This is a genomic window from Microbacterium testaceum (assembly GCF_001476655.1).
GTDB classification, from domain to species: domain Bacteria; phylum Actinomycetota; class Actinomycetes; order Actinomycetales; family Microbacteriaceae; genus Microbacterium; species Microbacterium testaceum_C.
The window spans coordinates 1-13,971 of record NZ_LDRT01000131.1; the positions used below are offsets into that span (position 1 = coordinate 1).

Annotated in this window: 13 protein-coding genes; 5 read left to right on the forward strand and 8 right to left on the reverse strand. The window is 74.0% G+C overall.

The features are described 5' to 3' along the window. On the reverse strand, window positions 1-3,605 hold a 3,605-nt coding region (locus NS220_RS15770; protein ID WP_058624972.1), incomplete at its 3' end, for a proline dehydrogenase family protein. A 199-nt stretch (window positions 3,606-3,804) separates the two neighbouring features. Here NS220_RS15770 and NS220_RS15775 point away from each other — a divergent pair. Beyond that, window positions 3,805-4,923 (forward strand): S1 family peptidase, encoded by a 1,119-nt coding sequence (locus tag NS220_RS15775; protein ID WP_242864645.1) that lies wholly within the window; start codon window positions 3,805-3,807, stop codon window positions 4,921-4,923. A gap of 198 nt (window positions 4,924-5,121) precedes the next feature. Beyond that, window positions 5,122-6,102, forward strand: a complete 981-nt coding sequence (locus NS220_RS15780; RefSeq protein ID WP_058624973.1) for an acetylxylan esterase — start codon at window positions 5,122-5,124, stop codon at window positions 6,100-6,102. Window positions 6,103-6,120: 18 nt separating this feature from the next. Here NS220_RS15780 and NS220_RS15785 read toward each other — a convergent pair whose 3' ends face one another. Beyond that, window positions 6,121-6,681, reverse strand: a complete 561-nt coding sequence (locus NS220_RS15785; RefSeq protein WP_058624974.1) for an acyl-CoA thioesterase — start codon at window positions 6,679-6,681, stop codon at window positions 6,121-6,123. Between the two features lie 48 nt (window positions 6,682-6,729). After that, window positions 6,730-7,632 (reverse strand): DUF817 domain-containing protein, encoded by a 903-nt coding sequence (locus NS220_RS15790; protein ID WP_058624975.1) that lies wholly within the window; start codon window positions 7,630-7,632, stop codon window positions 6,730-6,732. A gap of 97 nt (window positions 7,633-7,729) precedes the next feature. On the opposite strand from NS220_RS15790, the gene NS220_RS15795 reads away from it, so the two are divergent. Together NS220_RS15795 and cofE are read left to right on the forward strand one after the other, a co-directional pair. Beyond that, window positions 7,730-8,236: a GNAT family N-acetyltransferase gene (locus NS220_RS15795; RefSeq protein WP_058624976.1), complete on the forward strand. Its 507-nt coding sequence runs from the start codon at window positions 7,730-7,732 to the stop codon at window positions 8,234-8,236. A 1-nt stretch (window position 8,237) separates the two neighbouring features. Continuing rightward, complete coding sequence (gene cofE / locus NS220_RS15800; RefSeq protein WP_058624977.1) at window positions 8,238-9,014, forward strand: coenzyme F420-0:L-glutamate ligase; 777 nt, start codon at window positions 8,238-8,240, stop codon at window positions 9,012-9,014. Between the two features lie 74 nt (window positions 9,015-9,088). On the opposite strand, the gene NS220_RS15805 is transcribed toward cofE, so the two are convergent. The 5 genes from NS220_RS15805 to NS220_RS15825 form a co-directional block, all read right to left on the reverse strand. Further along, window positions 9,089-9,697, reverse strand: a complete 609-nt coding sequence (locus NS220_RS15805; protein ID WP_058624978.1) for an energy-coupling factor transporter transmembrane component T family protein — start codon at window positions 9,695-9,697, stop codon at window positions 9,089-9,091. Continuing rightward, the gene (locus NS220_RS15810; protein ID WP_058624979.1) at window positions 9,691-10,377 is read right to left on the reverse strand and encodes an energy-coupling factor ABC transporter ATP-binding protein; all 687 of its coding nucleotides are present in this window, start codon (window positions 10,375-10,377) and stop codon (window positions 9,691-9,693) included. The genes NS220_RS15805 and NS220_RS15810 overlap by 7 nt, the downstream gene beginning before the upstream one ends. A gap of 168 nt (window positions 10,378-10,545) precedes the next feature. After that, entirely contained in the window at window positions 10,546-11,649 is a 1,104-nt protein-coding gene (locus NS220_RS15815) for a thiolase family protein (RefSeq protein ID WP_058624980.1), read from the reverse strand. After that, on the reverse strand, window positions 11,636-12,757 hold the full coding sequence (locus NS220_RS15820) for a class I adenylate-forming enzyme family protein (RefSeq protein ID WP_242864647.1): 1,122 nt from the start codon (window positions 12,755-12,757) through the stop codon (window positions 11,636-11,638). The genes NS220_RS15815 and NS220_RS15820 overlap by 14 nt, the downstream gene beginning before the upstream one ends. Continuing rightward, window positions 12,712-13,311, reverse strand: coding sequence for a biotin transporter BioY (locus tag NS220_RS15825; RefSeq protein ID WP_058624981.1), 600 nt, complete (start codon window positions 13,309-13,311; stop codon window positions 12,712-12,714). Before NS220_RS15825 ends, NS220_RS15820 begins: the two co-directional genes overlap by 46 nt. A gap of 56 nt (window positions 13,312-13,367) precedes the next feature. Between NS220_RS15825 and NS220_RS15830 the strand changes: the two genes are divergently transcribed. Continuing rightward, window positions 13,368-13,931 (forward strand): TetR/AcrR family transcriptional regulator C-terminal domain-containing protein, encoded by a 564-nt coding sequence (locus NS220_RS15830; RefSeq protein ID WP_058624982.1) that lies wholly within the window; start codon window positions 13,368-13,370, stop codon window positions 13,929-13,931. Window positions 13,932-13,971 lie beyond the last annotated feature (40 nt).

Sequence of the window (13,971 nt, forward strand, 5' to 3'; positions counted from 1 at the left end):
ACCGTCTCGGCGACGGCGGCGCGCAGCGGCCGGGTCGTCCCGGCCGGTCCGACCAGGCGCACGCGCGTCGGGCGCGGTGCCGCGAAGGCGTTTTCGACGGTGGTCTCCGAGCCCTCGGCCTTTTCCGCGGCGTCGGCGGTCTCGGCATCCGGGATGCCGCCGGCGAGCCGCTGCAACCACTCCGCGTCGCTCTCGACCGACACCGCGACGTCCGCCTCGCCCAGCAGGTGGCGCACCGCCGCGGGGAGACCGACGGGCGAGCTCAGCCGGAACGTCGACCCCGAGCGCACGGCGGCGACCAGGACGCGGAGCACGGCCTGCCACGCGGCATCGGCGGTCGCACGCACCGCGACGTCGGCGGGCCGGTAGCGCCAGAGGTTCCGCTCGACGCCGAGACGGGAGACGTCCTTGACCCGGCCGAACTCGCGGTCCCAGGCCACGGCGTCCGAGAGCGCTCCGCGCCGCAGCCAGTCGAACGCCTCGTACGACAGCGTCGGCTGGGCCGCCTCGATGAGCGCGGTGATGCGACTGTCGAGTCCGCGCAGGTGCAGCGTCGACGACGACGCGCCGCCCGACGAGGGTCGCCACGACCCCAGGGTCACCAGACGGTTCGGCCCGCCCGACATCGCACCCGCGCCCACGGTCGACTCTCCCCAGCCGCCCACGGGCTCGCGCTGCACCACCGCTCCCGTGGTCGGTCGGTTCACGCGCAGGACGGCCGCGTCCGCGAGGTCGATCCAGAGGTCGAGATCGCGCGCGTCGCGCGTATGGAGCCCGGCGACGTAGCCGGATCCGATCGCGTTCTGAAGCTCGATCGCGCGCGCCAGGGTCGGAGCGTGCAGGATGCCGAGTACCGGCGCCGCGACCGCCGATCGGGTCAGGTGCGACCCGGCGCTCACTCCGGTACGCACGCCCGGCGTCCAGAATCTGCCGGACGTCTCGGGGCCGAGGTCGAGTTCGCGCGGCTGGACGAGCCAGCGCTCCCCCTCCGCGAGGACGGTCAGGGCGCGCCGCACCTCACCCGACGGCTCCTCGACGAGCGGACCCACGTCGGACAACGGGTCGTCGGCGGGGCCGACGCGGAGCGAGGTGACGGCATCCTTCACCTGGTCGAGGAATCGCGACGAGCGAGCGGCCGCACCGACCAGGATCACCAGCGACGCCGCCGTCGCGGCCTGTCCCGCTCGCGCGAAGGCCCCGTCGACGATGTCGGCGACGGCGTCGTCGATGTCGGCGGACGGGGCGACGATCACGGCGTTGGGCCCGGCGGTGAACGCCTGCAGCGGCAGCGTCGGTCGCCACTCGGCGAACCGCTCGGCGGTCGTGCGGGCACCGGACAGAAGCACGCGGTCCACGCCCGGGTGCACGATCAGCGCGCGACCCGACGCGTCCTCGTTGAGGTCGGCGTAGGTGAGCAGATCGCGCGGGATCCCGCCGGCCCACAATGCGTCGGCGACGACCGCCCCGGCGCGCCGCGCGCGCGGCGACGGGGTGAGCAGCACGCCCGAGCCGGCGGCGAGCGCCGCGAGGGTCTCGGCTGCGCAGAGCCCGACGGGCGCGTTCCACCGGGGGGCGACGACGGTCACGCGGTCGGGGACGAACACGGCGCCGGACACCCGGTCGAGTTCTTTGGCGGTGGAGGCGTAGTAGGCGGCGGCATCGACCGCCTGGCTGACCTCGGCGTCCGCTTCCGCGATCAGAGCGCCCCCCTCGGACGCGAGCACCTCGATCAGTTCGGCGCGGCGATCCTCGAGAGAGCGCGCGACGGACTGCAGGACGGCTGCACGGTCCGCGGCGGCGAGCGCTCCCCACGGCTCCGCGGCCTCCCGCACGCGCGCGAGGGCGGCATCGAGGCCGGCCTCGTCGTCGATCCGGCCTGCCGCCGCGATGGCATCTCCGGCCGTCGAGCCACTCGCGCGACCGATCGCGGCCAGGGCCCAGGCGCGATCGTCCGGCAGAGTGGGGTCGGTGTCGGCGACGTTCCGGAAGCCGGGCGCACCCCCCGCGAGCTCCGCGCTCTCGCGCGCGGAGAAGACGGCGGTGTCGACGAAGGCCTGTCCCCCGAAGAGCATCTGCTGCACATCGGGGCCGAGGGCGGAGGTGTCTCCGGATGCCACGGCCTCCCGCGCGATGCCCAGCACCGCCTGCGTGAGGCCGGGCTCGGCGGCGTCCGCGTCGGCGGGTTCGCGCAGGATCGCGGGATCGGGCGTCACCCCGCGCTGCGGAACGCGCCCGGTCGGCGCGGGACCTTCGGCGGCGACGGCCGCACGATGGGCGCGCGCGGCGACGGCGGCCGTCTCGGGGGTGAACAGGTCGTCGAGCGGGACGGTGTCCTCGCCGGTGGCGCTGTCGGGAGCGTCGGTCGCGGGACCGGCGACCGGCAGGTCGGGAGCCGCGGCGACGACGCCCGCGTACGCCGATGCGAGCCGGGCGGCGACGAGATCGAGGTCGTCGGGGTGGACGGCGGAGACCCTCGCGACGAACGGGTCGTCGGGCATCCACGGGGCGCCCGCGGGGAGCACGAGGGTGAGCGCGGCGTCGGTGTCGGCGGCGACGGCGAGCGCGAGGGCGCCGCGTTCGGGGTCGCCGGTGGCGAACTCGACCGTGAGCCCTTCGCGCCCGCGGGCGCTGAGCGCTTCGCGCAGCGCGCGCACGGCGTGGGCGTCGATGTCGTCCCGCCGGGTGAGCGCGGGCGCGCTCCACCCGTGGCGGGCCGCCGACAGGGCTTCCGACGTCGAGGGCGGGGCGTCGTCGAGGCGTACCGTGAGCGGCGCACCCCCGTCGGTGGTGCGCAGGCGCCCCCAGGCGGCCAGCTCGCGCACCGCGTCGACGCTCTCGACGACGGCGATCGGCAGAGCGATCCCCGCGGCCAGGGTGGTGAGACGCGGTTCCTCGAGCACGCGGGTGAGCGCGGCGACGGTCAGGTCGAGGTCGTCGCGCCCCTCGACGGCGAGCGTGAGGTGCGTGCCGCTCTGGGAGGCGGCGACGAAGAGGGGCAGGAGGCGTTCGGCGACGTGGTCGACGTAGGCGTCGAAGGCCCACGCCGACGGACGCGCGACCACATCGGCGACCGACAGCGTGACCCGGTCGACGTCGTCGCGAGACACCAGGGCCCGGATGCCGTCGACCCGGCGCCGTGCCGCGGACTCGCCGAGCACCGCGGGACCGATCGACCGCACATCGACCGTGCCGCCGGCCTCGCGCCGTGCCGCGAGAGCGGCGCCGAGTCGCTCGGGGCGCGCGTCGACCGTGAGCCCGGCGAGGAGTTCGCGGAGGGCACGCCGCGCGAGGGGAACCGCCGGGGTGGGCAGCACGGGCGCGACCGCCCCACCGATCTGCAGCGCTCCGCGCGCGGCCCAGGGAAGAGTCGCCGGAAGGTCGGCCACGAGCAGGTGGAGCGCCGCGGCGGCGGCCGTCGTGCTCTCGGGGCGGAGCACGCCGTCGGTCGCGGCGGCGAGGAAGGCGGCGGCCGCGGGGTCGGCCGGAAGCTCCCCGCGACGCGGCTCGCGCGGGACCGTGACGAACGAGGCCGCCCGCGCGGCGGCCCGCATGGGGACGGCGGAGGAGAGCGTGAAACCGGTGCCCCGCGGGTCTTCGTTGCTCATGTCGGCCAGCCTAGGGATCGTGCGCGCGGCACCCCGACGGCCCGCCGCGCAACCCGCGGATCGGCACCGCATCGACTCCGGCCGGCGTTGTTGCACTCGGAACAGGAATTCTTCCGGAGTCCTTCGCTTTTCGGCCCGACCGTGTTTACATGTCGGTGGGTACCCACCATTTATCCCCCTGGATGGAAGGTCACTCTCCGTGAACCGCATATCGAAAGCGGCCGTCGGCATCACCGCCCTCGGCCTGTTCCTCACCACCACCGCGGCGGGTCCGGCATTCGCCGCCTCCGCCGAGACCGATCCTGCCGTCGAGGGCGTCGGAGCCCCGCTGCTGCGCGCCATGGCTGCCGAGCTCGGCACCGATGTCGCCGGCGCCGCAGACGTGCTGCGTTTTCAGGCCGACGCCACGGTGACGACCGACGAGGTCGCCGATGCCACCGGCGATGCCTTCGCGGGCACGTGGCTCGACGAGTCCACGCGGACCGTCTACGCCGCGGTCACGACCGACGCCGCGCGGGCCGCGGCGACCGACGCCGGTGCGGTGCCCGTCTCCGCCGCGCACTCGCTCGAGTCTCTCGAGGCCATCACCGCCGGCATCGAGGCGAAGGGCGCCCCGGATGCCGTCGCGTCGTGGTGGATCGACGTCGCGAACAACGACGTGGTCGTGGACGTCGTCGCCGGCGGAGACCAGGCCGCCGCCGACTTCGTCGCGACACTCGACGCCCCCGCGGACGCGGTGCGCCTGCAGACGGATGTCGAGGCACCGCAGACCTTCGCGACCATCCGCGGCGGCATCTCCTACATCATCAACAACCAGAGCCGGTGCTCCGTGGGCTTCGCCGTGCGGGGCGGGTTCGTCACGGCCGGCCACTGCGGCGACGCGGGCGACAGCACCACCTACGGCACCTTCCAGGGGTCGTCGTTCCCCGGCAACGACTACGCCTGGGTGGCGACGCCGAGCCACACGCCCGTGGGTGAGGTCTCCGACTACGCCGGCGGGGCCGTCGCGGTGAAGGGCTCCACCTCCGCGGCGGTCGGGTCGACGGTGTGCCGCTCCGGCTCCACGACGGGCTGGCACTGCGGTCAGATCCAGGCGTACAACTCCACCGTGCGCTACGCCGAGGGATCGGTCTCGGGCCTCATCCGCACGAGCGTGTGCGCCGAGCCCGGTGACTCCGGCGGTTCGCTGCTCGCCGGCAATCAGGCGCAGGGGGTGACCTCGGGCGGCTCGGGCGACTGCTCCTCCGGGGGCACCACCTACTTCCAGCCGGTCAACGAGATCCTGCAGACGTACGGTCTGACGCTGCTCACCAGCTGATCCCCGCCGGATGCCACGGAGCCCCGACCGCTGCACACGGTCGGGGCTCCTGCCGTCGGGCTCACGCTGTCCTTGTCCGCGCTGCACGCGGAGCGCCGTGGCATCCTGCCCCTGCCGCGACTCCTCACGTCACGACGGCATCGGACCACGTGACGTTCGCTACTGTCGGTGCAGCCCCCTCACCGATGGAGTTCCCGCATGGCACAGACCTTCACCGACATGCCCCTCGAGCTGTTGCGCGAGTACCGCCCGCAGCTCACCGCTCCCGACGACCTCGACGCCTTCTGGGACGAGACGCTCGCCGAGGCTCGGGATGCCGCCCGCCCCGCCGTCCTGACCCCGGTCGACGGTCCGCTGCGGGCACTGTCGGTACAGGACCTCACCTTCACGGGCTTCGGCGGCGACGCGATCCGCGGCTGGGTCGTGCGCCCGCTCGGCGACGACGTGCTCCCCGCTGTCGTGGAGTTCATCGGCTACGGCGGCGGTCGCGGTCTCGCCGGCGAGAAGCACCAGTGGGCGGCCGCGGGCTACGTCCACGTGATCATGGACACGCGCGGTCAGGGATCGACGTGGAGCGTGGGCGAGACCCCCGACCCGCACGGATCCGCCGCCGCCTTCCCGGGGGTCATGACCCGCGGCATCCGGGATCCCCGCGACTACTACTACCGCCGTCTGTACACGGATGCCGTGCGCCTCGTCGACGTGGTCCGGACCCTCCCCGGAGTCGACCCGACGCGCATCGCGGTCACCGGCGGGAGCCAGGGCGGCGGGCTCGCGATCGCCGCGGCGGCCCTGTCGGGCGACGCGGTGGCCGCGGTCATGCCCGACGTGCCGTTCCTGTGCGACTTCCCCCACGCGATCGTGCGCACGCCCTCGGCGCCCTTCACCGAGATCACGCGCTTCCTCGCGGTTCACCGCGATGCGGCGGCCGACGCGCTGCGGACCCTCTCGTACGTCGACGGGGCGATCCTCGCACCGCGCATCCACGCCCCCGCGCTGTTCTCAGTCGGGCTCATGGACGACGTCGTGCTGCCCTCCGGGGTGTTCGCGGCATTCCATGCGCTGTCCTCCACCGACGCGGCGATCGAGGAGTACACGTACAACGGTCACGAGGGGGGCGGATACCGGCACTGGCTCCGCCAGGTGGCGTGGCTCGACGCGCGCTTCGGGCGGGAGTGACGCGCGTCCCCGGAGCTCTCAGTCCCAGACGCTCGGCGCCGGTCGCTTCGTCGACGGCAGCGCCGAGCCGTCGGCCCAGTCGTGCACCCACTGCTCGATGTCCGGCAGACCCTCGGGACGACCGACCGCCGCGAAGAGCTCGTCGTGCGGAACGGTCCCGCCACGACGACGGAGGATGCGGGCACGAATGATCGCGCGGGCGTAGATCTCGCCCTTCACGAGCGCCCGGTGTTCGAGGTACACCGCGCGGTCGTCGTGCCCGATCATGCGCGTCTCGAGGTCGAAGCGTTGCCACAGCTCGAGCGATCGGCGGAACGTGATGGTCTCGGCCGACACGACCGCGTACCACCCCTGTTTCGTCATGGCCTCCATGAGACCTGCGCGGGTCAGCAGGTCCCACCGGCCGAGATCGAACAGCGACAGGTATCGCCCGTTGTTGAGGTGGCGCAGCAGGTCGATGTCGGTGGGCAGGACGCGGATGCGGACGCGGGTCACCGTGTTCGGATCGATGGGCCCCTCTCGGCGGAGGCGACGGCGTGCGCGGAAGAGGACCAGCAGGGTCCGCCAGAGGACGTTCACGAGGGGCGAGCGTAACCATCCCACGACGCATCGGCGATTCCTTTGTGCTCAGCCCACAAGTACACGGTCGTCGTCCTGCCCCCGGGGATCCGGTTCCCGCGGCGGATACACCCAGGTCACGAGCACGACCGAGACGATCATGAGCAGGAACCATGACGAGAGCTTCGACACGTCGACCGGATGCCACCCCCCGACCTGCGAGGGATAGAGCCACGCACCGGCGTACGTGGCGATGTTCTCAGCGAGCCAGATGAACACCGCCACTCCCGCGAAGGCCACGAGGATCGGCATCCGGAATCGTCCGCGGAAGAAGCGGAAGTGCATCATCGTGCGCCCCCAGAGCACCAGCACGGCGACGATCAGCACCCCGCGCAGATCGACGATCCAGTGATGCGTGAAGAAGTTGGCGTAGATCAGGACGGCGACGACCGCCGTGAGCCAGCGCCGCGGGTAGCGCGTGAAGCGGAGGTCGAAGAGCCGGTACACGCGCACCATGTAGCTGCCGACCGCCGCGTACATGAAGCCGCTGTACAGCGGCACCCCGCCGAGGCGCAGCACCCCGTCGGCCGCGTACATCCACGACCCGACGTCGGTCTTGAACAGCTCCATCGCCGTCCCGACGATGTGGAAGGTGACGATGACGCGCAGCTCGCGCAGGGTCTCGAGACGCCCCACCACCATCGCGACCTGGATCAGGACGGCCGCGATCGTCAGGGCGTCGTTGCGGGCTACCGCTGCGCCGTCCGGGTACCAGAGCTTCGCCGCGAGCACCACGGCGAGGAACGCGGCTCCGAACACGCACGCCCAGGCCTGCTTGAGCACGAACACCGCGAACTCGACCAGTCGCGCCCGGGCACCCGAGGCCGGGGCACGGGCGAGGAGGCGGTTCGCGAGGGCATCGAGACGCGCTTCGACAGAGGTCAACCCGGGGCGTTCCGACACGGCGGCCATGCTGGCACGCACGTCTGGCAAAGTGCCGCTCATACCGCACGCGACCTGCTCCGGCGGTCGATTTCCGCCTGGCGAAAGCCCCGCGTAGAGTCGCGCCATGACTGCCCAACCCCGAACCGACATCGTCGTCCGTCCGGTGCGCGACGTGGATGCCGAGGCCCTCGGCCGCGTGCACGCCACCTGTTGGCACGAGACCTACGATCACCTGATCAGCGAGGCCGCCCTCAAGGCCGTCTCCCCCCGCCGCATGGCGGAGCTCTGGACCCACTGGGCCTCCCAGGGCGAGGACTACCGCATGCACGCCGCCCTCGTCGACGGCGAGATCGTCGGCTTCGTCGGCTCCGGCCCGGCCCGCGACGACGATGCTCCGCGCGCACGGGAGCTCTACTTCATCTACCTGCTCGACGCCTTCCACGGCACCGGCATCGGTCAGCAGCTGTTCGACGCCGCGGTCGACGCCGAAGAAGGCGCCTACCTCTGGGTGGCCGACGACAACCCGCGCGCGCACCGCTTCTACACCCGCAACGGCTTCACCCTCGACGGCGCCTCGCACGTGGAGCCCTTCCTCGGTGAGGAGCTCACCGAGGTGCGTTTCGTCCGCTGACGTGCTGCAGGTCTGGGCCCTCGACGGCATCCCCGAGATCACCCCGGGAGACGATCTCGTCCGGGTGATCCGGGATGCTCTCTCCGAGCCCCTGCAAGACGGTGACATCGTGGTGGTCACCAGCAAGATCGTCTCGAAGGCCGAGGGGCGGATCATCGAGGCCGCCGATCGCGAGGACGCCATTACGCGCGAGACCGTGCGTCTCGTGGCATCGCGCACCTCCCCGACCGGGCACGTGACCCGCATCGTCGAGAACCCCCTGGGAATCGTCTCGGCCGCGGCGGGCGTCGACGCGAGCAACACCCCCGAGGGCACGGTCCTGCTCCTGCCCGTCGACCCCGACGCCTCGGCGCGGCGCCTCGCCGCGGGGCTGCGTGCGATCGCCCGCGTGGGCGTGATCATCACCGACACCCTCGGCCGCGCCTGGCGCGAGGGGCAGACCGATCACGCGATCGGGGCCGGCGGCATCCACGTCTTCGAAGACCTGCGCGGAACAACGGATGCCGAGGGCCGCCCGCTCGTGGTGACCCTGCCGTGCGTGGCCGACGAGCTCGCCGCGGCCACCGACCTCGTCAAGGGCAAGGCGTCTCGGCGCCCGGTCGCCGTCGTCCGCGGCCGCTCCGACCTGGTCGGCGACCTCGACCTCCCCGGCGCCCGATCGATCGTGCGCGACCCCGCCCGCGACATGTTCCGCCAGGGCGCCGACGAGGCGTACGCCGAGGGCTTCGCGGCGGGGCGCGCCGCGGGTCGACCCGCCGAGACCGCACCCGGGCGCTGAGCCCGCGGGCTTCGGCCGACACGGAACGTCGTTTTCGGCGAGAGCGTACGGCCTCGGCGCCCGCGTACCTGAGGTCAGCGGATGCCGCGGGCGGCGAGCGCGTCGCCCAGGTCGTCGGCGTGGCGCAGGGCGACGACGAGGAACGGCAGGGTTCCGCGCAGGAGCGACGGGCGGAGCCCGCGCGCCCGCTGGGCGTCGCGCACCTCCGCAGCGTGACGGGCCAGGACGGGGATGGTCGTGAGCGTCACCATCCACAGCAGGGCGACGCGCGCCGGGTCGATGCCGACGAGACGCAGAGGCTTCGCCCCTCTCTCGAGGGCGTCGAGCATCGCCGAGACGGGGGTCGTGAGCGGAAGCACCCCCGCGACGAGCACGGCGGCCGCCACCCGCGCGGTGTTCGCCGCGGCCGGCTCGGGTCCGAGGAAGATCAGCTGCCCCGCCGCCGTGATGGCGACCATCCAGCGCAGCGCCCACGCCTGACCGCCGAGGGCGCGCAAGCCCTCTCCGACACCCATTCCGGCCGCGGCATACACGACGAGCGGAACGCCCACCGCGACCGGCACCGCGGCCCACACAGGCGGAAGCGCCGCGACGACCACCGCCACGACCGCGAAGAGGGCGAGCTTCGGGCCCGGCGGCATCCGGTGCATCCATCCCCCGCCGGGGCGGTACATCGTCAGCACGCCAGGGCCCTCTCGTAGGCGTCGACGACCTCTTCCGCGGTACCGGATGCCGCGACCCGGCCGTCCGCGAAGAGCACGGCCTCCTCGCACCGGCGTGCCAGGGCGAGGTCGTGCGTGACGACGACGAGCACGTGCCCGGTGTCGGCGAGGAGGTGGTCGGCGACGACGCGGGCGTTGCGCGCGTCGAGGAACGCCGTCGGCTCGTCGGCGACGACGAGGTCGGGCGCGCGCACGAACGCACCGCACAGGGCGAGGAGCTGCTTCTGACCCCCGGACAGGTCGTGGGCGGGACGGTCGGCGAGTGCGTCCAGCCCGAAGCGTTCGAGCGACGCGGCGACGCGGCGGGCGCGTTCCTCGCGCGGGAGACGGAGGGGGCGGAGAGACAGGGCGACGTCCTCCGCGACGGTGGGCATGACGATCTGCGCGTCGGGGTTGCTGAGGACGAGGGCGACGCGACGGCGGAGGGCGGCGGCATCCTTCTCGGGGTCGAGCCCGAGCACCTCGAGGTCTCCCGACGCGCGCCGCGCGAGTCCGGCGGCGAGCCGGGCGAAGGTCGACTTTCCCGAGCCGTTGTCGCCGACGATCGCGATGGTGCGGGCTCCGAGGTCGAGGGCGACATCGTGCAGCACCTCGCGGTCGCCGAGGCGGGCGCTCAGCCCGCGGCAGCGTACGACGCTCACCGCACGACCTCGAACACCGCGGCGACGCCGAGGCCGCCGCCGCGCAGGACGCTCACCGCACGACCTCCCTCTCGCCGAACCGCGCGGTCAGCTCCCGGCCGCGCAGCACCACCACCGCACGACCTCGAGCAGCAAACCGCACGCTCAGCCCCCGACAGCGCAGCCCCCTCACCGGACGACCTCGAACACCGCGGCGACGCCGAGGCCGCCGCCGACGGATGCCGCGGCGAGTCCCACCGTGCCCGCGGGGGCTCCCGCGCGGACGAGCCGCGAGAACAGGCGCACGACGGCCACCGCTCCGCTCGCTCCCCACGGGTGCCCCAGGGCCAGTGCGCCTCCCTCGGCGCAGACGCGCGCGTCGTCGTCGCCGAGGCCGAGGCGCGACAGCACGGCGATGCTCTGCGCGGCGAATGCCTCGACGAGTTCGATCGCGGCGACGTCGGCGAGGCTCCGCCCCGCCCGGGCGAGGGCGGCCTCGATCGCGGGCGCGGCCCCGATGCCGGGGAGGGCCGGGTCGCACCCGACGACGGCGGTGGCGCGGATCGCCAGCCCCGGCGCGGATCCGGCGGGGGCGATCACGACCGCGGCCGCTCCGTCGCCGATGCGCGTGGAGGTCGCGGCGGTGACGGTGCCGCCGTCCACGAGCGGCGCAAGACGTGCCCACGCCGCCGCGGAGACGCCGATGCCCTCATCGCCGGTCATCCCCGCCACGGGCACGATCTCGGCGTCGAAGCGCCCGGCCGCTCGCGCTGTCATCGCCCGCGCGTGGCTGCGCTGCGCGTAGGCGTCCTGGCGAGCGCGCGACAGACCGTCGTGGGCGGCCAGGTCGTCGGCGGCGCGCAGCATGTCGGGGTCGGCGAAGCCTGCGGGAGCGAACGGGGCCCGTGCGAAGGGCGTTCCGTCCTGCACGCGGATGGGAGCGGTCGAGGCGCTTTCGACCCCGCCCGCCACGCGGACCCGACCGTCGGCGCGCGTCGCGAGGGCGGCATCCATGATCGCCGCGAGCCCGCTCCCGCACTGGCGGTCGACGGTGCCCCCGGGGACTTCGATCCCGAGGCCGGCCGCGAGAGCGGCGATGCGGCCGAGGTTGCCGCCCGGACCCGTGCAGTTGCCGAGGACGACGTCGGCGATCGGCGGGGAGCCAGCGTCACCCACGACCGCCGCGACCACCTCGCCGGCGAGAGCGCCCGCGTCGAGGCGGGCGAGGCCGCGCCCCCGCACCGCGAGGGGACTTCGCCGCGCCGCGACGACGACGGGGTCAGTGTCTGCCATCGCGCTCGCTCTCCATCAGCCGCGCCACCTCGGCACGTGCGGGCTTTCCCGAGGGCGTCCGCGGGATCTCCCCGAACGCCCAGCGCCGCGGACGATGAGCGGGGGCGAGCAGGGCGGCGGCCTTGGATCGGACCGCGGCCGGGTCGGCATCCGGCGCCTCCACGAACGCGGCGATCAACGCCCCGACGCGGGGGCGCGGCATCCCGAACACGACGGCGTCGCGCACACCGGGGATCGTGCGCAGCGCCTCCTCGACCTCGGACGGGATGACGGTCGCCGAGGCGCTGAGGATCGCGTCGTCGGCCCGGCCGTGCAGGCGCAGACGTCCGTGTCGAAGCTCCGCGCGATCGCCGACGGTGGCCCACGCCCCGTCGCGCCGCAGCGGGCCGTCCGCTCCGAGATAACCGGATGCCACGAACGCAGAGCGCACCCACACCTCACCGCTCCGCACGTCGAGCTCCACCCCCGGGAACGCGCGCAGCCCGTCGCCGGTGTCGACGGCGACGATCGACAGCTCCGCCGCCCCGTAGTACGACACGACCCTCATGCCGGCGGCGGCGGCGCGCTCGCGCAGCGACGGGTCGAGGCGGGATCCGCCGACGAGGGCGACGCGCAGCCGCGGCAGCGAGCCGTCGTCGAGCACGGCGCGCAGGCCCTCGGGCGTCGCGTGCAGGAGCGTCGCGGCGGGATCGCGACCCAGCACCGGCCGCGGCCCGCCCTCGAGCGCGTGCGCGAGAGAGAACAGGGTCAGCGACGACGACGCCGGGGCGGGGAGGGCCACGATGTCGTCCGGCCCCGCCCCCAGGAGCGCGCTCACCGCCGCGAACGAGTCCGTCCACGATGCGGCCGTCCGCCGCACGACGCGCGGAGCGCCGCTGCTGCCCGAGGTGAGCGTCGCCCAGGCCGTGGCATCCGCGTCGTCGATCCCGGATGCCACCCGCTCCACGCCCTCGCGCTGTTCGGCGCTCCAGCGCGGATCGGCGATGAGCACGGCGTCTCCGTCGGCACGGGTCGCGGCGATGCGCTCGACGAGCCGCTCGTCATCGCCGTCGAGGACGACGATCACGCCGTGGCGGCCGCGGGCGCCGCCGCCGCCGGTCGCGTCCACGCGCGGCGGAACCCGCGCGGGTACGCCCGCACGAGCGCGGCGACGACGGCGGTCGCGAGCGCGGCCTTGAGCAGGTCGCCGGGCACGAACACCAGGCTCGTCAGCGCCGTCTCGCCGAGCGGGAGGCGCGTGACGGCGCTCTGCACGGGGATGCCGATCGCATAGATCGCCCCGACACCGCCCGCGATCATGGCGAGGGCGGTGCGCCACACGACGGGTCGTCGTCCGCCGGCGTGGACGACGAGACCCACGACGATCGCCCCGAGGATCCACCCGAGCGCGTAGCCCGCGGAGGGGCCGAAGAAGACGCCGAGCCCGCCGCGCCCTCCCGCGAGCAGCGGAAGGCCCGCCGCCGTGAGCGCGAGCACCACCGTCACCGACAGGGCACCGAGCCAGGGGCCGAGCACGGCTCCGGCCAGCATCACGCCGAGCGTCTGGGCGGTGATGGGCACCCCGCCGAACACGGGGAAGCTCCCGGGGAGGCCCAGCACCACGATGAGCGCGGCGAAGACGGCGACGCGGGCGAGGTCGGTGGCATCGAGGGTTCGGGTCATGAGCACGCCTTTCCTGAACGGTGTTCACTCGAACAGCGTTCACTATACTCAGACGCATGGCACCCCGAGGACACTCCGCCGACGACGTCGCCCGAGCCGCCCTGCGGATCCTCGACGATCAGGGCCTCCCCGACCTCACGATGCGCCGCCTCGCCACCGCTCTCGAGGTGCAGCCCAGCGCGTTGTACTGGCACTTCCCGAACAAGCAGACCCTGCTCGCGGAGCTGTCGGACCGGATCGTCGGGCGGATGGCATCCGGGGTCCCCGAAGACCTGCGCGTCGAGGCGCACGACCTGCGCGACGCCCTGCTGGCCTACCGCGACGGTGCCGAGGTGGTCTCGAGCACTCTCGCGCTCGGCCTCGGGTCGTCTCTGGCGCACGATCGGCTGACCGCCGCGGTCACCGCCGCCGGGTTCGACGCCGACACCGCCCGCCGGGTCGCGACGACCGTGCTGCACTACGTGCTCGGCTTCGTCTGGCACGAGCAGCAGCGCCTGCAGTACGACAGCGCGGGGGCCCGCGACGACGCGTCGGACGACACGACGGGCCTCGCGACCGACGACTTCGCTTTCGGCCTCGACCTGATCGCCGCGGGGCTGCGGGCGCGCGGCCGGGTCTGACCGGGGCCGGCGCGCGCGGCGCGGGGGCCCCGGTCAGACC